Raw genomic sequence first — 21,092 nt, forward strand, 5'->3', positions numbered from 1 at the left:
CGCGGATCGTGGGTTGCCGGAGGAACGCAGTATGTATTTATGACGCACACCGGCACAACCGGCAAATTTTTCCGCTGACTAGCAATCGTCGGCCAAGCGCCGGCGCGTTCGTAGCAAGAGTCTCCCGGCGCCGCCGCAACCCGGCCGGCGACTACGTAATGCGCGACTTTTTCACCCGCGAGCGTTCGGCACAATGGACCATTGCGCGTGGCTTGCCTGCCGCTGTGCCGGCCCGTCACGCATGCCGCGGGAGAACGGACATGGTGTTGATGGCAGTGGGCGGGGGCGGGCCGGTCAGCGTGCCGCAGCCGCAGAATGACGACGATCCGGCGCCGAAGAACGGCACCGGCGGCACCCCGCCGGCCCAGACGCCGGAACAGCAGGCCCTCGCGGCCGCGCAGGCCGAGACGCAGCGCCTGCTCCAGCTCGCCCAGGCCGAGATGGCGACGCTCAAGCGCCTGCACGACCAGGGCGCGTCGCAGGCCGATCTCGACAACCAGGTGAAGAAGGCCGAAACCGCATGGGGCGCGGTGCAGGCGGCCGTCGAGAACCAGATGCGCGTCGCGGCCGACGGCGGCGGCGACAAGGACAAGGCGATCGCCGGCGTGGCCTCGGATCTGCGCAATGCGTCGCCGAAGGATCCGGTGCTCGGCTCGGTGCTCGACGACGCGCAGAAGGCGGTATCGGCCGAATCGGCGCCAGAGCGGGCGACCAACGTGAAGGCGTTCCAGTTCGCGATGGCGTGGCAGAAGGACCAGGATGCGAACGCCGACGTGCAGCGGTACGACGCGTTGCCGGGCGGCGTCCGGCGCGCGGATCCCGACATAGGCGCGCAACTGCGCGAGGCCGCCAGCACCGCCGACACGAATGCGAACAACGCGTACACCGCACTCACCACCTCGTTGCGCCACGAATACAGCACGTCGGCCGCGACACTGCGACTGAACAACGCGAAGGCCGATTACGCGGCGTGGCAGAAGGAGCCGGGCGGCCTGCGGCGCGCCGACGAGGCCGACATCACGCAGGAGCTGTCGCAGGCGCAGAGCCAGTACGACAAGGTCGTGACGGGCGGTGACGATACCGCGCTGACCTACGTGACGGCCGACGAGCAGAAGCAAGTCGTCGCGTCGGTGAAGCAGAATCACGACGGCATGTGGTACACCGGCCTCGTCGACGCGCTGGGCGAGCAGAGCCAGCTCAAGCGCACGATCGCGACGATCAATCCCGACGATCCGTCGCTGTCGCCGCAGATGAAGCAGCTCGCGCAATCCGATCCGGTTACGTTCGCGCTGCTGCAGGACACCGGGGTGAGCGTCGATCCGAACGACCCGAAGCTGTCGACGCAGGAGAAGGCGCTCGCGCAGCAGAATCCGCTCGCGGAAGCGTTCGTCAAGATGACGGGTATCAAGGTCAACACGGACGGGCTGAGCGATGCGGACGCGAAGGCGCTGAACGCGAAGATCGACCAGGCGGGCGGCGTGTTCGCGTATGCGATGGCGCAGGCTCAGGCGCAGAAGAACAATCCCGGTTATCAGCAGGTCCAGACGTTGCTCGCGGCGGCGCCCGAGGTGCGGCTTCAGTACACGAAACAGCAGGTCTCGCAACTGATGCAGGGCCCGGACAGCAATCCCGGCGCGGCGCTTCAGGTGCTGAAGACCAACATGAACGCGTCGTTCTCGCTGGACGAGCGCCAGGCGCTGTGGACGCAGGCCGGCCAGCCGCATTTCAACGCGAGCTTCATCCATTCGCAGATCGATCCGCTGATGCAGAAGCCCGATTCGCAGGCGACGGATCAGGCGAGCATGCAAGCGCGTGCCGACGGCAGGATGAATGCCGACAAGGCCGGCAAGTGGATGCAGGACATCCTCGCCAATGCCCCGCCCGAATTCGCGGGCGTCGTGCTCGACACCGTCAAGAAGGATTTCGGCAACAAGTGGACGCAGTCGAACACGGGCACGCCGCAGCCCTACGGCGACGGCATCGAGTTCTACAAGGGGCTCAGCACGGCAGTCGGGCTCGCCGACCAGCAGCCGACCGCGAGCGGCGTGCCTGTGCAGCGCGAGGACGACGTCGCAAGCTGGCTGCTCGACGACAAGGGCAACGCGAAGACGCTGATCTACACGCTGCGCGGCAGCGACACCGGCTACGGGTTCGATGGCGTGCGTCAGGCGCTGTCGTCGGGTGTCGATCCGGCGTTGTCGAAGTCGCTGCTGTCGAAGATGCAGAACGACGACCGGTTCCGCTCGGGTTTCGCGAACGACTTCCAGCTGCGTTACGACCAGGGCACCAAGAATGCCCAGAACAAGCAGCAGAAGGAATCCGCCAACGCCAGCTACACGCTGTTCCAGGCCGATCCGGACAAGCAGCTGAAGGCGTATTTCGACGACTTCCAGAAGAATCTCGGCGACAAGTCGTATACGTTCACGACCGGCTCCGACCAGATGACGAACTTCGTCGGCGCGGGGCTCGGGCTTCAGCCGGACGACCCCGGCGCCGTGCCGACTGACCGGAACGACGTGCCGTCGATGGCGCAGCTCGAGCAGCTGATCGTGAGCAACGGCCAGCTTCCGGACGGTACGGCCGTCAACAGCCGCTCGCTGTACGCGCAGAACTCGGCCGCGACGCAGATGATCCAGGCCGTCGTCGACCAGATCCGCAAGGTCGGCGGCGACCACGCGGTCGTGTCGCTGGTGCCGATCTACTACGTGTCGAAGGGAACGGGTACCGCGCCGAGCGCATTGTTCAAGGTGCAGGTCGAGGGCCATCCGGACCAGTACAAGCTGATCGACGATCGCGGCTGGAAATACGACACCGTCGACGATTACCAGCACAACAACGCGCTGTCCGACGACGGCAAGCTGTACGTGCCGAAGAGCCTGACGACCGATTCGGCGACCGGCGATTTCTCGCAATACGAGCCGATCGACGCGCACAAGACGGAGTGGTATCAGCACGCCGAACACTACCTCGAGATGGGCACCGGCATTCTCGCGGCGGCCGGCGGCGCCGTGCTGGTCGCGAGCGGCATCGGCGCGCCGGTCGGCGGCCTGCTGCTCGGCGCCGCGTGGACGGCGGTCGGTGCGGGCATGGCGGTCGGCGTGCCGGCCGCGATCGGCGACCTGAAGAACCTGAGCGATCACGGACAGTCGACCGGCTTCGGCAACGCCCAGGCGCGCGGCGACTGGATCAGCCTGATCGGCAGCGGCGCGGGCATCGCGGGCGGCGGGCTCGGCGTGGCGGCGAAGTCGCTCGCGGAGGCCTCGTCGCTGCTGCGTACCACGGGGCAGGTCTCCGACCTGCTCACGGTGGCATCGCGCGGCGACGGCGTCGCCGCCGACATGGCCGGTCTCGGCCGTTTCACGCAGGAAGCTGACGCGTTCCAGTCGCTCGCGCAGACGACGGGCCGCGCGTCCGGCGTGCTCAATGTGTCTGGCGGCGTGGTCGGCGGCTACCAGATGCTCGACCAGGGTGCATCGCTGGTGAAAAACTGGGACGCATTGTCCGAATCCGACCGCGCGCAGCAGTTGCTGAACCTCGGCATTGGCGTCGCGCAGATGGGGCTCGGCTCGCACACGCTGATGGAGCGGCCGATCCGCGCGATCACGAAGACGCCCGCGCCGCCGACGATCCAGCGGCCGGTCGCGTTCGACGTCGCGAACGCGATGTTCGCCAACGGGCTGGCGAACCAGCGTCTCGCGGTCGGCGAGATCGGCAACCCGTGGCAGCACGCGGAGGACCAGGCGCACAGTTTCGGCGAACCGGCCGACGACGGCGGCACGGTCGCGCCGGCCGACAAGGGGCTGCGGGCGCGCTTCTCCGATTGGCTGCGCGCGCGCCGCACGCAGGGCACGCCGGACGACGGCGCGATCGCGTTGCGGCTCGCGCCCGACGGTGAACCGATCGACGGCGCGGCGACGCCCGCCGTCGCCGACGCACTGGCGGGCGAGGGTGCGTCGCCGACGGCCAAGGCCGGCGTGCCGGCCAACGGCGCACGCCCCGCGTCGTGGGAGATTCCCGCGCGTATCGCGGCCGATCGCGCGATGCTGAGCGAAGTGGTCGGGCGGATCCTCCAGAGCGGCAATCGGCTCGAGGACGTCGAGTACTACGTGTATGCGCTGGAGGATGCCGAAGGCAACGTGCGCAACCCCGAGGAGGACGGGCTGCCCGCGACCGAAAAGGGCAACCTGCTCGACGACATGAACGCGGCGAAGGCGGACGAGCAGCGCGCGAAGACGGCCGACGATGCGGCGGCGCGCGCGGCCGCTGCGCCGGATGAGGACGGCACGATCGGCGTGACGCGCTACACGACGTACCACGACGCGCTGATGGTCGGCGCCGACGGCGTCGCGGGCGGCCGCTACCGGATCGCGCTGGTCGATCAGCGAGCGCTCGCCGCGGACGGCACGGTGCCGCCCGAAGCGGTCGTCGGCCATGTCGGGCTGACCGACGCCGGCGATGCATTCATGCTGTCGATGAACGATGCGTACGACCGCACGCTGCGCGTGGTGTACCCGCGCGGCTTCGATCCGCAGAAGCCGCTGATCCGCAGCGAGGACGGCCGGCGCGTCGACGTGATCAACGCGCCGTTCGGCATGAGCGAAACGCAGTGGGCCGCCTATCCGCGTCGCGAGGCCGACCTCGCGATCTATTCGAACAACGCGGGCCAGCCGGAGAACCGGCTGCCGCCGGGCGAGCGGCCGTTGATGCCGGTGCCGCCCGGTTACTTCGCCGTGTACGCGCACGCGTGGGCCGATGCATTCGCGAGCGCGACCGGCAAGGCGATGAGCGCGGAAGACATGGCCGAGATGGTGCGCCAGAGCGGCTGGGACGGCAAATCGCCGGTGATCCTCTATGCGTGCGGCGCCGGCTCGCGCGTGAGTCCGCTCGCGCAATTGCTCGCGAACGTGCTGGGCGTCGACGTGTACGGCGCAAGCGGCTTCGTCGCATGGCGTTCGCCGCGCTATCGCGCCGACGGCAGTCCCGATTCCGGTTATACGAGCGGCATCCTGATCGAGCCCGGTGCGCCCGATCGGGACGGCGTGCCGGACCATTCGGTCAGCAGCGGACCGCGTACCTACCGGTTCTCGCCGGCGCTGGCGGTCATCGACCAGGGCGCGCATCCGGTCAACTGGAGCGGCGTCGCGCCGCGCCCGGTGTCGAATCAGTGGGGTGGCAGCGCGACGGCGGGCGACGTGCGGGTGCCGCTCGGCGTGTACGTGTGGCGCATGTTGACGAAACGCGGGTCGATCATCAATCCGCGCAGCGGCCGTTCCGCCAGCGCGCTCGAGATGACGCACGCGCTGGAGGATCTGGCGTGGAAGGGCTATACGCCAGGCACGCCGGTCGCGCTGGATGGGCCGCGCAGCGGCGCCAATCCCGAGTTGCTGCAGGAATTCGCGGACCTGATCCAGGCGCCGGTATTCGGCCGGCTGGGCGACGACGATACGGCCGGATGGTGGCGCGCGCTGCCCAATCCGAACCGCCGGCTCGCGCGCTTCCAGATCGAACCCGACGTGAACGGCAAGTTCTCGCCGGGCCGCGCGCAGCCGGTTCGCGTCAATCCGCTGGAACTGCGGCCCGTGCCGGGTTCGAGTGTCGTGAACCTGCTCGGCCACGCGACCGCGCGGCAGTTCCTGAAGGTGTCGGGTTTCGATATCGTCGAATCGCACGGCACGAAGCCGAGCGACGTCAGCTGGGACAGCTCGATCGCCATCATGAATGGCAAGACGATCGCGCCGAAGGAGTTCGCGCGCAGGATGCTGGAGGATCCGGCCTATACGGAAGGCAACGGCGTGCTGCTGACCGGCTGCTATCTCGCTTCCGGCGGTTATTCGTTTGCGCAGGAGCTCGCGTATGAGCTGCAGGTGCCGGTGATCGCGTCGATCTCGTCCAACTCGGTGCGCGGCACCGGTGCGATGGAAATCTATCCGCTCGACGACGATATCGGCGTGCCGGCGCACGATCCCGACGTCGCGACGCGGCTCTATCTGCATGTGCCCGAGGCGCCCGATGCCAGCGACCCGCCGACGGTGTTCGCGCAGCGCGGCGGACCGCCGTTGCGCACGCTCGCGCATGACGATGCGCCGGTCGAGCCGGTACATCCGATCGAAGCGCAGATCGATCCGGATGCGGACAGCGGGCGGCGCAGCGCCGGTGCTGCGCCGGGCGATGCCGGCCGGCAACGCGTGACGCCCGGCGAGCCCGCGCATCCGCGGCTCGCGCCCGAGCCGGACGCGGGCGAACCGCCCGTCTACGAGCCGACCCCGCTCGTGGAGGTCGAGCCGGGGCAGATCTTCACGGCGGACGAATGGGCCGCGCGCACCGAGCAGCTCGCCGAAGCCGAGGCCGACGATGGCCTGTCGGGGAAAACGCAGAAAATCTATCCGCCGACCAGCCGCGTCTATACGGACCGCAAGATCGCCAACGGTGGCGTGGTCACGACGACGGTCCACGGCAAGTCGGTGCTGCAGCCCGGGTTCGACGACGTGACCGGCGTCGACGCGACGCAGCATCCCGAATTCCTGCGTCCGGCCGACACGCTGCTGATGCCGCCCGACGATCCGCTGCATCCGATCGGCGCGCGCGGGCTGATGTCGCCGCCCGGTCATCACGTGGTGTTCGGACACGGGATGTCGGCCGACGCGATGCTGGGCCCGGACGGCCGGCCGCTCACGCCGGACGAGGTGGCCGAGCGCGTCGCGCCGCATCTCGAGCCAGGGCAGGACGTCACGCTGTATTCGTGCTTCGGCGGATCGAACAAGCACGATCCGCTGCGCGTGGCGCCGGGCCAGGTGCGGGCCGCGAGCACGACGTTCGCGGCGGCGCTTGCCCAGCGTCTGTCCGAACTCACCGGACGCCCGACATCGGTCTGGGCGCCGCCGGACATCCTGCTCGTGGAACCCGACGGTTCGGCCACCGTGCGCGGAACGCGACTGACAGGTCAGGTCGACAGGGATCGTCTGCCGATGCAAAGCTTCCGCGGCGACCCGGCGCGCGCGGGCCGCCCGGCGCTCCCCGCAGGGCCGCACGCGGAACCGGCGCCGACGACCACCCGCACCGCGTCGCGCCCGATCGCCGACCCGCCGCCGCGTCCCACGGTGCCGCGCGTGGCCGATCCGACGTTTGCCGATCCCGACTACGACTTCACCGCGATTCCGGACGACACGTTCGAATCGGTCACGCTCGACCATCCGTTCCGCACCGCGCTGGCCGACCGGCCGGGCGTGATCGGCGACGCGGCGCGCGTCACGCAACCCGGCGGCACAGTGAGCCAGCACTGGCCGAGCTATTTCCTCGACGGCGCCGAACCGACCCGCGTGATCGACGACGTGATGCAGGCGTTCGATGCGGCCGGGCTGACCAACCTGCGCGTCGAATTCGTGACGCGCGACGGCAGCATCGAACTCGGCAGCGGCACCGATTTCGGCGCGCTCGATCCCGAGGCGGGCTGGTTCCGGTTCAGCGGGAAGGTGCCCGACGCACCGGCGGCGGCCGCCACGCACGCGCCGGGCCGCGCGGGTGCCGATGCCCCGCTCGCGTTGCCGGAAGGCGCGCGGACGGTCGCGCACGACGATCTCGGGCAGGCACTCGACGCCGCGCAAACCGGGCCGCGCAATCACGCATACGTGCCGACCGAAGCGTTGCCGGATGGCACCACGTTCGCACAGGGCGACCTGACGCCTCAGGAGCGCGTCGCGGCGAGCGCCACCGCGAACCTCGCCGCGGTCGAGGGCGCCGCACCGACCGACGTCGTGCTGCTGTCGGCGCTCGGCCACGATCCGGCGAGCGCGCTGCGCATCACCACGCCCGACGGCGGCGAGCTGTACAAGCCGGCCGGCGTCGACATGTATGTCGTGCGAACCCGCGATCCGGCGACCGGCGACGTGTCGTATCGGCTCGCCGGCGTCGATCGTTCGGGTTTGCCGGAAGGCTATACGGCCGTGCATGCCGGCGGAACGCGCGCGGTGGGCGCGGTCGACGGCAGCCCGACCTGGCCGATGATCGGGCCGGCAGGGCCGGCCAGCCATCTCGCGAGCGCCGCGGGCGATCCGTCCGGCTCGACGACGCCTGCCGCCGTGCCGAGTCATTCGGCCGTGCCCGCCACACCGGAAAGTACCGCCGTGGCCGAGGCGGAGCAGGCGCGCGCCGCGTCATGGCTCGACACGCTCGGCCGCCGCACGCTCACGCGGGTCGACGGCCGGCATGCGCCGACGCTGGACGGGCTCGCTCGCCAGCTCGGCCCCAACGCGCATGTGCTGATCACGTCGCATGCCACGCCGCCCATCGGGGCCGGCGAACACCCGGCACCGGCATTCGTCGCGGTGCTCGAGACCGACGCGAACGGTGCGCTCGGCCCGGTGCGGATGCTGAACGGCAAGCGCGTACCGCACGCGCTGAACAAGGCGCTGGAGCACGCCGGCAGCGGCGGTCGACGTGCACGCGGCAAGTACGATTTCTACGTATCGCCGGTCGCGCACGACGAACTCGTGCGGTTCGGCGGCCCGTCGAAGATCGAGACGCCGGACGGCAAGACGTCGTGGCAGGTGTCGACGGCGGGCCACACGATCGAGCAGACGCTCGCCGCCGACGTGTCGAAGCTGCAGGACGCGCCGGTCTTCAAGCGGCCGCGCCAGGCCGTGCGTGCGGTGTCCGGCGAGCAACGCTGGATTCACGTGGTCGACGACGAGACGGGCAAGGTGCTCGGCCATGCGGAACTCAACACGAACCACGAGTGGAAGTACTTCGAGAAGGCGTCGGTCGGCGATACCGAGATTCCCCAGCAGGATCTGCGCACGGTGTTCCGGCGTCGCCGCCGGGGCGGTATTCCGGTCGGCCGGTCGCCGCGCCGCGGCATCCGCTTCGTCGTCAGCGACGTGACGCCCACGACCGTCGAGCGCATCGGCGGATTCCGGCCGGCGAAGGAGGCACCCGCCGTCGAGAAGAAGCCGTTCCGCTCGGCCGGCGACCTGTTCCAGTCGATCGTGCCGGTGCGCCGGCCGCTCTCGCGCGCGGAAGAGGGTGACGACGCGAACGCCACAAACGCCGCGCCGCCGCCACCGGTCGATCCGCATCTGTTGCCGTCGGACAAGTCCGCGCTCAACGCGGTCGACTTCAGCGGCAACAGCGTGTCGCACCTGCTGAGCGCGATCCGGAACGGCGCGCTCGACGGCGGCCGCCACGTGATCTACGTGTTCAGGACCGACGGCGCGGTGGCCGAGGCGCTCGGCGACCCGCTCGGGCTGATCGCCGAGCGCAACGGCGAGATGCGCTGGTTCGACAAGATCCCGCAGGCCAACAACCCGCACCATCCGGGCGTGCCGCTCGACGAAATGCCGATCGGCAACGATCGCTTCGGGACGGACGTGCATTTCCTGCTCACGCAACTGTCGCCGCGCGATTTCCTGAACAGCGCGCGGCCGACCCGCGTCGCCGCGCTCGAAGCGCGCGCGAAGGCGCTGCACGATCAATGGAAGGATGCGGAAGCGCGCAGCCTGAACTCGGCGCCGTTCCGCGCGCTCGCGGCCCGCACGCGGCATGGCTACAACGAGGTGCTCGGCGACCTGCGGCGCTTGCGACGCAACGGCGCCGCGCCCGCGCCGCTGTCGATCGAACCGTATCAGCCGGGCCTGTCGGCTGCCACCGTCGTCCAGTTCGGCCTGCGCAACGGCGCAGCGAAGCCCGAGCAGTATTTCGCGACGCACGAGCAGATCGAGGCGTACAACAAGCAGGCGCAGCGGCCGGGCAACGTGAACCTCGTGCTGAAGGGCGAGCCGCAGGCCGTGATGGTCGACGTGGGCATGTGGCGCACGCTGCTCAACAAGCTGTTTGTCGCGCGCGACGTGTCGACGTCGGCGTCGCGCTTCCTGCCGGTGCCGGGCAAGCTGCGCGCGCACACGCGCAACCTGGGCGCGGCGACCGTCGCCGACAAGCGGATCCAGCAGATCTTCACGCGCTCGGACAAGGCGTTGCAGGACCGCATGGTGCCGATGGCGCGTTCGTTCTCGCTGAGCGACGATCCGGCGCTGATGGGGGCGCTCGTCGAGCGGTACGGCGGCGTGATGCCGGTCGTCACGCTCGTGATCGATCCGCATTCGCTCGCCGCGGTGCTCGGCAAGGCGCACGATCCCGACTTCCTGCGCGCGGTGCGTGGGCTCGGCGACCAGAAGAACGCGGTGTTCGACGGCGAGAACGGGATGATCCATCCCGCGCCCGACTCCGACGGCGCCGCGCTCGCGCTCGACGATCTCGCGCATCTGCATCGCTGGCTCGACGAGGCTGCGCGGACCGGCTTCGCGATCCGGATCGAGACCGCGCCGTCGCGCGCGCTCGTGTCCGGCGCCGACTACCGGTTCCAGTCGGGCACCAATGACACGTATCACGACTACGTGCGGGTCATGAGCGCGCTCGAGAGCTGGTCGAACGCGCATCCCGATACGGCGGCGCCGAACGTGATGCTCACGTTCCACGGCTGGGACGCGGTGCCGGAATCGGTGCCGGGCGGCGGCCACGAGAAACTGCTGCGCGCGGTGCTCGAGCGCAAGGGCCTCGAATGGGTGCACATGGGGCTGTCGTACGGCACGCACGGCGCGGACTTCGTCGGCAACCAGGATCTCACCGGCGCGCTCGCGAAGCTGATCGTCGAAAACCGCAACCGGCCCGAGATCATCAATCGCCTGCATGGCGCCGACGCGCTGACGCGCGTGTTCGAGCGCGTCGACCGGCAGACGCTCGCGAACCAGCATCAGCTGCTGTTCGCGGAGGTCGAGCGGCTCGGTGTCGCGGACGGGATGACGCCCGCCGAAGTGGCCGCGCTGCGCCAGAAGATCTATGAAGGCAACACGACCGTGTGGCTGAACCAGGCGCGCAAGGCGACGATCGAGCATGCGACGACGCTGTGGGAGGCCGACGGCAACGCGCCGCGCACCAAGACGGACAAGGGCGCCCGCAAGTTCGGCGGGCGCTGGCTGGACGCGTACGGCGGCAATGTGCCCGACCGCGTGACGACCGGCAAGCGGCCGTCCGCCGTCGACCCGCGCGAACACTGGAACGCGGTCGTGCACGATCCGGTGCTGATCAACGACGGCACCAAGCCGATCGGTGCGAGCCGCCGTGAAGCGGCCCAGCTCGGGAAGATCGACATTCCCGACGAGAAACGCGCGCAGGCCGAACTGCATGCGCTGCGGGTGCACGACGAACCGATCGGCGAGAACACGCCGCCGCCTTCGAAGCGGCGGATCGCCGGCGACATCGCCGCGGCCACGTTGACCGGCGGCGCCGGCGCGGGCGTGCTCGTCTGGGCCGGGCGAGAGTCGGTGCGCACCGCGACGAATTCGCTGTATGCGGGGCTGCGGGTCGGCCGGGTGTTCCAGGCGCTGCATCATGGCGCGGTGGCCAGCCTGAAGAATGGCGATCCGCGCGTGTTCGACCGCGTCGTCGACCGGCTGGTGCGCGGGCTGCAGGCGCAACTGAAGGCGAACGGCTTCGACGTGACCGCGCGCGGCACGCAGCTGGAGCAGATCGCGCACGAAGGCAAGGCGATGGCCGCGCAGCTTCGCGCGCTGAACAACGACGGAATGCTGTCGTTCGACGACACCGTCGCGCATACGAAGGCGATCGCTGCCGACATGCTCGCGCAGATGCAGGGCGTGGTGGGCGGGACGTCGCTGAAGCTGCTGCACCACGGCAGCCCGCGGCATTCGATTGGGCGGATCGGCCGCGTGCTGGCGCTCGGCGGCTACGGTGGCTCGATCATGATGAATGCGAGCCGGGCGATCTGGCACGGCGACTTGCTCGCTGGCGGACAGGCGATCGGCGGCGCGTTCAGTGCCGTCTACACCGGCATCGTCTACAAGGGCAGCGTGCGCGGCGTGAACGCCGAGAACCGCAGTCAACTCGCGCGGATCGCGAGCGCGACCGGCGACTACCTGACGTCGGCGGTCGGCATCGCAACCGGCGTCCATACCGCACTGACGGGGGATCCGGTGACCGGCTCGCTGATCGCGACGTCCGGCGGGCTGCTCGGCGCCGGGCGGCTGCATTCGCATTTCCCGAATGCGACGCCGTGGATGGAGCGCCTGCCGACCGGCATCGCGCTGGCGCCGGTGGCGATCTTCGGGATCATGCAGGGGATCAGCCTGTACACGGCGGCGACCAAGCCGGACGACCAGCACAAGCCGCCGGGTTCGGCGCCGAACCCGGCGGGTTCGAATGCCGGGACACCGGCGCCAGGCGCATCGTTCGCGCCGTCGCCCGGCGCGACGACCGCGCCTGCGCAGCCGAATGCGTCCGCGACGCCGTCGGCCTCGGCCTCGTCATCGGCAAGCGCGCAGCCGTCGAGTGCGCCATCGCAACCGGCGCAGTCCCCGACGAGTTCGCCGAGCCCGACGCCAACCCCGCTGACGGTGAACGTGGTGGCCGGCGATTCATTGTGGACGATCGCCGAACGTCACGAAGGATCGCTGCTTGCCGCGGCCCACGTGCCGGCCGACGAGCAGCAGCGGATGTCCGACGGTCAGCGGATCAACGTCGCGCTCAACGAGATCCTGCAGCTCAACCGGAACCTGGCGGGCAATCCGGGCGAGATCGCGCCGGGGCAGCAGGTCATTGTCGGGTGAGCACAGGGCGGCGAAGGCCGACCCGCGGCATCGGCGGGTCAGCCTTCGCGCTTGCGTTGCGGGAGCACCCAGAGCATGCGTCCAACGGCCTCGGCCTGGTTGCGCGAATGGGTCTTCTCATAGATCGCGCGCAACTGGGTGCGAATGGTCGTGAGCGCGACGCCGGTATTCGCCGCGCATTCCTCCGGCGTCTTGCCGCAGAGCAGCGCTTCCGCAACGGCCGCTTCGGCGCTCGACAAGCCGAACGCCTGTCGCAACTGTTGCGCGACGACGAGTGGCGCTGCGCTGCGTTGCCTGACCGTGATCAGCATCGTCGCGTCGCCGAAGGTCGCCTGTAGCGCCTGCCCCGACAATGGCGCGATGCCGAGAAAGATTTCATGCGCATCGCTCAGGGTGCTGGACAGTGCAAGGCTCTCGCTCTTGCGCGTCTTTGCGACGCGGGCCAGCGCTGCCTTCAGCGCATCGTTCTGCGGCGCCCCCGCGGCGCTGAGGCACCCGTGCTCGAGCTTGAGGCAGGTGGTCGCGCGCAGCATCGCTTCGGCCGCACGGTTGACGAATACCACGTGCGAATGCCGGTCCAGCGCGAAGACGGACAAGCCCAGTTCCTCCATCAGTTCGGCACCGAGCATCGCGTCGCGATGCAGTATGCGCGCGTCCTGCCACAGATTGATCGAGCGTTGCAGATGTCCAGCCATGCTCGAGAGCGTCGCGCGTTCCTCAGACGAATAGGGCGGTCGGCCGTGGGCTCGCAGCAAGCCGAGCAGAATGTCGTCGCCGCCCGGACGCGCAAGGCGCACGCCCATCAGATAGCGAATGCCCGACGGAATCTGATAGTCCTGAAAGAACTCGCTGCGTTCGACGTCGCGCTCGCTCAGATGATCCTGGCAACACACGAATTCGCCGAGCGGCGCATTTTCGACAAAACTGCGGCGCGGGTCGAGCGCGCCATAGTACTGGTCGTAGAGGGCGACGATGCCGTCCAGCTCGGCGCGCGGCGAATAGATCGAGAACTTCGGCGCGTTGCGTGCGGTATCCCAGCTGAACATGTGAAAAACGTTTGCGCCGAGTGATTCGGATACCTGATGGAATATCTCGAGAAAACCGTCTGGATGCAGCGCGGCCTCGTAGAGGTCCCCGATAAGTTGGTCCCGTTGCATGCGTGCCCCCCGGCGAATCGCGATCTTGGTCTTCGTATATGGCGTTTTCGTATGACGATATCTCTTCGAATACCGAATTTTTTTCAGGCTAACACAGCTGAATTGCATTCAGGGTCGCCTTGTTTCGCGATTTTCATTCACTTGAATGATGAACACAAAAAACGCCTTTGCGAGAATCCCCGTCGACCAGCGTGCATGCGCGGTGCGTATCGCACCTGACAACCAGAAGACTCTCGGGGAAAAGCAATGAAACTCAAACCTGTCGTGTCCGGTATTGCAGCGCTCGTGCTGTCAGCTTGTGGAGGCGGAGGCAGTTCGTCCTCGTCGCCTCCCGAACCTGCCGCGCAGACGGTCAGCGGTGTCGCGGCGGCCGGCGCGGCGATGCAGGGCGCGACCGTGAAACTGATCGACGCGACCGGCAAATCGGTGGACTGTCCGGCCGATGCCGCGACCGGTGCGTTTCACTGCACCGTGACCGGCTTGACCGCGCCCTTTGCGTTGTCCGCCTATGGCAACGTCGCCGATTCGCAAGCGACCCTGATCGCGCTCAGTGCGACCGGCGGCACGCAGACGATCAACATCACGCCGATCACGAACGCGATCGCCGCGACGATCGTCGGCGACAACCCGACGAAGTTGCTGGGCGACACCGGGCTGCTGCAAAGCAAGGTCACCGCTCAGGCCGTTGCCGGCACGGTGCAGGCCTATTCCGCGGTGCTGGCCGACCTGCTGGCCGCGACCGGCAACACGGGCGTCGACCTGATTTCCGGGCCGTTGACCGCTGGGGCACCGGGACTCGACCGGCTGCTCGACCAGGTGAAGATCAACGTATTGCCGAACGGCGGCGTGCAGATCAGTTCGGTCGCGGGTGCGTCCAGCGATACGCCCGTGCAGCTCGAGCTCGCTCCCGGCGTCGCGCCGCAGGCCAGCGACAAGGCGAGCCTGCCGGCCGCCGCGACGATCGGTGGCGTGACGGTGTCGAATCTGCCGAGTGCCAGCGATCTGACTGGATTGCGGAGCGCCCTCAACCAGTGCTTCGCCGGCTCGACCGGCGCTGCGCGCGCGGACGGCAAGGTGCCGGCGTGCGGGCAGATCTTCGTCGATGACGTCGCGTCGGGCGCGTTGAACACCGGCGTGCCCGCGGCCTATCTCAACAACGGAATGTCGGTCGACCAGGAGTTCGGCGCACCGGCCGGCGGCGGCGCGCCGGGCATCGTCGCCGACGATGCGATGAACAACGCAAGCTTCAGCCTGCCGGAAGTGATCCGCGTCGTCGCCGGCGATACGATGTGGGTGAAGTTCGCGTGGACGCGCACCGACGGTATTCGCGACGGCATGCAACAGCATGTGCAGCTCGCCGTCCGGGCGGGCAGTCTCGCGAGCGGCGATACGGGCTGGCGCGTCGTCGGCAATCAGCGCGCGGTACTGAGCAAGGTGAACGCGAACGCGCAGAAGTGGGACTGGTTGAATGCGGCGATTCCGATGACGGGCACCAACGCGTTCATCGATTCTATGAACTTGCAGGTCGGAACCGTCGATGCGGCGGGCGCCCCGGTGGACTTCGCGATCGTCAACGGCCCCGGGTTGCGCAATGGCGTGTTCCTGCAGCCGTCGAGCGGCACCTGCGATACGCTGAACATCCGCGCACAGATTGCGAGCGGGCAGACACCGGCTCAGCTTGCCGCGCTGTCCAAGACGCCCCAGTGCCGCAATAATTACCGCCTGGCAGGCGTCGCACAGGATCCGGCCAACCAGGGCCTGTTTTCGTGGCCGGGCGATGCGCCGCGCAACAATACCGCATGGGCGAAGCCGCAATTGAGCGCCGCCGAGCTCGCCGACATCAAGCCGTTCAGCGCGTACACGATCGACGTTTATCAGAACGGCAACACTGCGACGCCGGCCAGGCACTATACGCTCCGGTTGCGCACGCCGTCGCCGTTGCCCGATGCGTTGCGCCAGTACGCATGGCACGACGTGGCGCAGTCGACCCGCGACCGGCTGACTCCGGGCACCGCCAGCACGTTTGCGGGCGGCGCGACGTTCCCGTTGAGCTGGACGTCGAAAGCGGGGCTGCCATTCGTCAAGCGTGGCAACGTGCAGATTCGCGCAACCGCGGCAGGGCAGCCGTCGCCGATGTTCGTGAACGGCTCCGCGCGCGCATTGCCGGCGCAACCGGGCGCCACGGTGACGCTCGACGTGCCGGGTGATCAGGGCGTGGCGTTTCCGTCGGTGGCCGGCTGGACAGGGAGCACCGACTTCTCGTTCGTGAACCTGAGCTGGTCGGATACGGTCGACATGCTCTTCTCCGAAGCGCTCGAATACGACCGGTGACGGGCATCTCGCCGGGTACGGCCGGTGAGTAATCGTCCGGCGGAACGGTTCGCCGTTCCGCCGGGTCGTTGTTGTTACGGTGTGGGCGGGGGCGGGGCGCGCGAATCACGATTTCCTCCGCGCCGATATCGTCGGAAAGCGACGGCAGGGGCAGGACGTCGCGCACCGCATGCGCGATCACTTCGGTCCTGCTCTTGGGACTGCGTCAGGCACTGGAAGATCGCGCTGTGGAAGAGATCCACACGAGCTCGCGCGGCTTGCGATACGACCCGCACCGCGTGCCATCCGCGCCAGCCTAGCGGCGCGCCGTCAGCGCTCCGCTCGGATAGCGCGCTTGCCGCGCGGGGCGTTCTGCCTCGTCGAGCAATTGGCGCTGCCGATACCTTCGTTCCCCTGGTTCTTCGTCCATCTCTCCCGACCGTAGCTGCGCGGATTCTGCCGCCTCCGTCGCGGCGCTCCATACACCGCGCTGCCTTGTTGACGCGTCGCCAGTTCTCGCCCGTTTCGTCGCAGGACGACGAATTCAAGGGAAGGGCGACAACTGCGAAGCGCAGCCCGACGACTCAGCAGATCCCGAATTGTTGAGCGGGTCGCCCGATCGGCGGTTGCGCGCACACGTCACCGCGTCCCACCAAATTTATCCAACAACGCCATTCACGCGCGCGGCGCGCTCACGTCCAACTCAGGGCAGGCTCAATTCATCCAGGAGAAATCGATGACGACAATTTCCACCTCGGGCGGCGAATTCGAGTTCGCCGTGTATGCCCCTTACAACTCGAGCCCGGACGAACCCGTGGGCGGGCGCGTCAACGTGGGCGTCGATACGGCACTCTGGTTCCGCGCTGACCGGGACAGCGACAACGTGCGGCTGGTCCAGCTGATCCGGCCGCAGGGACAGTGGATCAACGATCGCGAACGGGAGCGCGCGGCGAACGGCTGGTCGCTCGATTCCAACAGTGTGTCGCCCTGGTACGGCACCAATGATCTCGGCGTGCCCCGGCCAATCCGCGATGTGACGCCGAACATCACACCGCAGTTGCGTGACTGGATCAAGCAGAGCGGCGTCCAGACCTTGTCAGGCGCGGGCTCGCGACGCGGCAAGGGCTACCAGCGCGCGTGGATCGTCGATACGCCCCGGCACATGGCGGCGCGGGTTGGCGAACTGGTGCAGGTCCGGCTCGTGACGATCGCGGTGGATGTGCAGCACAGCGCTTATCTGGGCGGCGTGGAGTGGGGCTTCAATCTGTCGGAGGCTGGCGTGGTGACGGTGGCGTCCGCGAAGCTCGCGTTCAAGGTGAATCCGGCGGGCGATTATCTGCAGGCGCTCGACAACTGGAACCAGCAGGCTGGCAACACGTTGCTCGTGCTGCCGGCCTGAGCGGGACGCCTCGATTCGAGTGCAAAAGAATCGGGCGCTCGTCGAGCGTTATCGCGGCAAGCGCAACGTGCTGGTCGCGCATTCGCTTGGCACAGGCAGCACGCTGGTCGTGCTCGAATGGCTAGCCTCGCGCGGCTGGCTGCGCGAGATGGATGCGGCACTGATGCCCGGCACGCAGCTGGCGTTGCCGGGCCGGCGCTTGCATGTACTTGAGGGACCGTGTTGCATCGCTTCGTTATCCTGACAAGGGCGAAGAGATTGGTCAATGTCAGCGGTATTCGCCCTGACCGGCCTCGGGATCAGACTAGTGAAATTCCGCCGTCAACTCGCAGGTTGACGCCGGTAATGAAGCTGCCTTGGTCTCCTGCGAGGAACAGCGCGGCATTGGCAATTTCTTCGGTGCGCCCAAGCCGGCCAAACGGAATAGCGCCCGCCATGACGGCTTCAAAAGCAGGGCGATCCTTTGCCGTAATGCCAAGCTTCCCGAGGATCGGGGTGTCTGTCGGACCTGGACTGATGACATTCACGCGGATGCGGCGTTCCTTGAACTCCAGAGCCCAGTTGCGGGCGAAAGCTTCGAGCGCCGCCTTGCTTCCGGCATAGACGGTATGCCCGTCCAGCACCTTGCTGCTTGCGATAGAGCTGATCAGCATGATTGAACCGTTGTTGCTCAGTAGTGGTGCAATCTTCTGCACGCCAAAAAAGGCTGCCCTGGTATTGGTTGCGAACTGGCTGTCATATTCTTCAACCGAGACTTGATCAGATGGCGTGATCACGTTCATACCGGCATTCGCTACGTAGATATCGGCCTTGCCGAAGCGCTCGGCAACGACTGACGCAACACGTTCGTGTGTCGTGAGGTCGGAGAGGTCACCGGTAACACCAGTGGCATTCTCACCGAGTCGTGCAACCGCTTCGTCCACGGCGCTAGCTCGGCGTCCGACGATAACGACACTCGCCCTCTCTTCGGCAAAACGTGAGGCTATGGCAAATCCGATACCGCTATTTGCGCCGGTGACGACTGCAACCTTTCCTGCAAGCGTGTTCATGATGTCGTTGGTCAGAGTGGGTGGCATGCAATACCTTCGTTCTGGCAATGGGCGCGCCATCACGAAGGTGTTTGGAGGGGGGGCAAACAGCAGCGTTGTTCACGTGACGTTTTCGAGCGGTTCCGCTGAAAATTGCGCATCGAACGGCGGGTAATCGACATAGCCCTTCAGGCCGCCACCGTAATACGTTGCTCGATCGGCGGTAGCGAGCGGCAATCCGGTTTTGAGTCGGTGCACGAGATCCGGATTTGCGATGAATGGCTGTCCAAATGCAGCGAGATCGATCAGACCATCATCAAGAAGTGCCTTCGCACGGTTGATCGTCATCCCTCCTGCGAGGATGACCGGCGTCTTGTCTGCCTCGCGCTTGATGCGGGACAGCAGTTCGATCGTGCGATCGTCCGAGGCGGTGTCGTCTTTGGGCGCCACCGAGACGTTCGACTGATCCATGACGTGGATGTACGCTATGCGCCGCAGGCCGAGCTCGAACGCAAGCGCGCCATAGGTATCGAGAATGCCCGGGTAGTGCGGCATATCGAATAGCTGCCCATACGGTGAAATCCGGATGCCTATCTTGCCGGCGCCGATACGTTCGGCAATGCCGTCAACGACTTCCAGCGCGAAGCGCAACTGATTTTCGCGCGTCGTCGCTGAATAGCGGTCATTGCGATCGTTGACCAGCGGATTCAGAAACTGCTCGAACAGATATCCGTTTGCCGCGTGGATTTCCACGCCGTCGAATCCGGCCTCGATGGCGTTGGCCGCAGCGGAAACGAAGTCCTCGACCACGCGTTCGACCTCCATTGTCGACAATGCGGACGGCGTTGACGTCGGGACGAACCCCGGCTTCCCATTGCCGTCGTAAGCAAACACGATCGAGTCTTTAGCAAGCCGTGCCGTGGCGCTGCGTGGCGCACCACCATCAGGCTGGAGGCTCGTGTGCGATACACGACCCACGTGCCACAGTTGAGCGAAAATCTTGCCGCCGACGGCATGAACCGAGTCCGTGGTTAACTTCCACCCGGCTACCTGTTCGTCTGAATAGATGCTCGGATTGAAAAGATAGCCCTGGCCCTCGCGGGAGATAGGGCTTCCTTCGGTCACGATGAGGCCGGCGGTCGCGCGTTGCGCGTAATAGAGGGCGGTGCGTTCATCGGCAATATTGTTTGCAGCGCGGGATCGAGTCATCGGCGCCATGACGATGCGATTCGCCAGCGGAATCTCGTTGAGATCGAACGGCTTGAAAAGTTGAGTCATGTTTGTTTCCTTGTGTGGCAACTTGGCCCTGCAGGTATGGTTCGAGTGCTTCAGCTCTGCCGATGTACCGGCCGTTGATGAACACTTGCGGTGCGGTCATGCTGCCCGATACGGCGCCCGGTACCGGTTGATCGTTGCTGGTGAACATTATCGAGTGCGACTGTTTCATGGTCGATGGAGTCACGGGGCAATACAGTCGTGCGCGAAATGCACCAACGGCCGATTTAACGATGTCAGGTGCTCGTGGCATCGTCTTGTCATCGAAGTATCACGCCATCCCGGAGCTCGAATGCGTCGCGGTGTTTTCTACCTGTCCTGTTCCATCAGGCGGAGTTGCGGTGCGACTTAGAGCGACGCTATCGGGATGAATCTGGTTGTCGTTGTATTCGTCTCGACGCGCACGGTGTGGTGTTTTTAGAGCAGCTCCACATTTCCGTACATTGCGGATTGTTGTCGCCCAAGCAATATGGTGAGAGCGTCCGTGGTGCTACTGATGTTTGAAGCTCGAGCCTAGAATCCGCCTCGACGATCGTTACATACATCTTGAGTGTGTCAATCCGGTCTCACGAAAAATCACACTGAACCTTTCTTAGGAGTGCGCCATGAGATTGGGTATCTTTCTGCGATCGAGTATCTGCTCCACGATACTTTTCACGGTCGTGCCTGCAGTTGCCTTTGCTGATCCGCTTACCGTCAAGGTTGACGGTCTCGACCACGATGGTCGGTTTGCGAATGCGCAGGTATACAACGGCTTTGGGTGTCGTGGCGATAACGTCTCGCCTCAAGTCTCGTGGGCGCACGTTCCGCCTGGAACAAGAAGCATCGTCGTCACCATGTACGATCCTGATGCCCCGACTGGAGGGCTCGGATGGACGCATTGGGAAGTCGTCAATATTCCGCCTTCGGAAACGTCGATTCAGAAGGGGGCATCAGGAGATGTGGGACGAATGCCGGCGGGCGCGCTCGAGACGCTGACGGATTTTGGCGAATCCAAGTACGGCGGGCCATGCCCGCCGCAAGGTGAGTCGCATCGATATGTCGTGACGGTATCTGCGCTGTCTATCCCGAGTGTCGACGTGAAATCGACATCGAGTGCGGCCGTCGTTGCTTATCAGATGCATGGAAACATCCTTGGGCAGGCACGATATGTCGCGACCTACTACCGATCGCCGAATTGACTGTGAGGCGCCGGTTGAGAGCGTATCTGATCAACATTTCGAGTGCTAGTTCGCGACAGCTAGCTTTACGGGGCGATAGCCGGGATCTTGCCGTCGCCCGAGAATGATCGTGGATTTATCTGCGCGTA

8 protein-coding genes and 1 pseudogene are annotated in these 21,092 nt (G+C 66.6%); 5 read left to right on the forward strand and 4 right to left on the reverse strand.

From position 1 onward, the window contains the following. Positions 1 to 260 precede the first annotated feature (260 nt). Positions 261 to 12,614 (forward strand): LWXIA domain-containing protein, encoded by a 12,354-nt coding sequence (locus tag ACVK00_RS11645; protein ID WP_354123071.1) that lies wholly within the window; start codon positions 261 to 263, stop codon positions 12,612 to 12,614. A gap of 38 nt (positions 12,615 to 12,652) precedes the next feature. Here ACVK00_RS11645 and ACVK00_RS11650 read toward each other — a convergent pair whose 3' ends face one another. Then, positions 12,653 to 13,771, reverse strand: coding sequence for a helix-turn-helix transcriptional regulator (locus ACVK00_RS11650; protein ID WP_284897884.1), 1,119 nt, complete (start codon positions 13,769 to 13,771; stop codon positions 12,653 to 12,655). A 246-nt stretch (positions 13,772 to 14,017) separates the two neighbouring features. On the opposite strand from ACVK00_RS11650, the gene ACVK00_RS11655 reads away from it, so the two are divergent. The 3 genes from ACVK00_RS11655 (at position 14,018) to ACVK00_RS11665 (ending at position 17,724) form a co-directional block, all read left to right on the forward strand. Further along, positions 14,018 to 16,102 (forward strand): hypothetical protein, encoded by a 2,085-nt coding sequence (locus ACVK00_RS11655; RefSeq protein WP_284897874.1) that lies wholly within the window; start codon positions 14,018 to 14,020, stop codon positions 16,100 to 16,102. Positions 16,103 to 16,817: 715 nt separating this feature from the next. Then, complete coding sequence (locus ACVK00_RS11660) at positions 16,818 to 17,480, forward strand: hypothetical protein (RefSeq protein WP_284897875.1); 663 nt, start codon at positions 16,818 to 16,820, stop codon at positions 17,478 to 17,480. 19 nt (positions 17,481 to 17,499) lie between these two features. Beyond that, complete coding sequence (locus tag ACVK00_RS11665; protein WP_284897876.1) at positions 17,500 to 17,724, forward strand: hypothetical protein; 225 nt, start codon at positions 17,500 to 17,502, stop codon at positions 17,722 to 17,724. A gap of 55 nt (positions 17,725 to 17,779) precedes the next feature. On the opposite strand, the gene ACVK00_RS11670 is transcribed toward ACVK00_RS11665, so the two are convergent. The 3 genes and pseudogenes from ACVK00_RS11670 to ACVK00_RS11680 form a co-directional block, all read right to left on the reverse strand. Beyond that, complete coding sequence (locus ACVK00_RS11670; RefSeq protein ID WP_284897886.1) at positions 17,780 to 18,529, reverse strand: SDR family NAD(P)-dependent oxidoreductase; 750 nt, start codon at positions 18,527 to 18,529, stop codon at positions 17,780 to 17,782. A 99-nt stretch (positions 18,530 to 18,628) separates the two neighbouring features. Further along, positions 18,629 to 19,786 carry an alkene reductase gene (locus ACVK00_RS11675; protein WP_284897877.1) on the reverse strand — a complete coding sequence of 386 codons (1,158 nt, stop codon included), beginning with the start codon at positions 19,784 to 19,786 and terminating at the stop codon, positions 18,629 to 18,631. 31 nt (positions 19,787 to 19,817) lie between these two features. Further along, a pseudogene (locus tag ACVK00_RS11680) lies at positions 19,818 to 19,910 on the reverse strand (glutathione peroxidase); the annotation flags it as partial. A gap of 478 nt (positions 19,911 to 20,388) precedes the next feature. Here ACVK00_RS11680 and ACVK00_RS11685 point away from each other — a divergent pair. Beyond that, positions 20,389 to 20,964 carry a YbhB/YbcL family Raf kinase inhibitor-like protein gene (locus ACVK00_RS11685; protein ID WP_284897879.1) on the forward strand — a complete coding sequence of 192 codons (576 nt, stop codon included), beginning with the start codon at positions 20,389 to 20,391 and terminating at the stop codon, positions 20,962 to 20,964. Positions 20,965 to 21,092 lie beyond the last annotated feature (128 nt).

It is taken from the genome of Burkholderia sp. PvR073, from assembly GCF_054055695.1.

What these genes read in the sequence shown, in the direction of transcription:
- ACVK00_RS11645 (WP_354123071.1), top strand. Translation starts at nt 261, where the DNA reads ATGGTGTTGATGGCAGTGGGCGGGGGCGGGCCGGTCAGCGTGCCGCAG.
- ACVK00_RS11650 (WP_284897884.1), bottom strand. Translation starts at nt 13,771, where the DNA reads ATGCAACGGGACCAACTTATCGGGGACCTCTACGAGGCCGCGCTGCAT.
- ACVK00_RS11655 (WP_284897874.1), top strand. Translation starts at nt 14,018, where the DNA reads ATGAAACTCAAACCTGTCGTGTCCGGTATTGCAGCGCTCGTGCTGTCA.
- ACVK00_RS11660 (WP_284897875.1), top strand. Translation starts at nt 16,818, where the DNA reads ATGACGACAATTTCCACCTCGGGCGGCGAATTCGAGTTCGCCGTGTAT.
- ACVK00_RS11670 (WP_284897886.1), bottom strand. Translation starts at nt 18,529, where the DNA reads ATGAACACGCTTGCAGGAAAGGTTGCAGTCGTCACCGGCGCAAATAGC.
- ACVK00_RS11675 (WP_284897877.1), bottom strand. Translation starts at nt 19,786, where the DNA reads ATGACTCAACTTTTCAAGCCGTTCGATCTCAACGAGATTCCGCTGGCG.
- ACVK00_RS11685 (WP_284897879.1), top strand. Translation starts at nt 20,389, where the DNA reads ATGAGATTGGGTATCTTTCTGCGATCGAGTATCTGCTCCACGATACTT.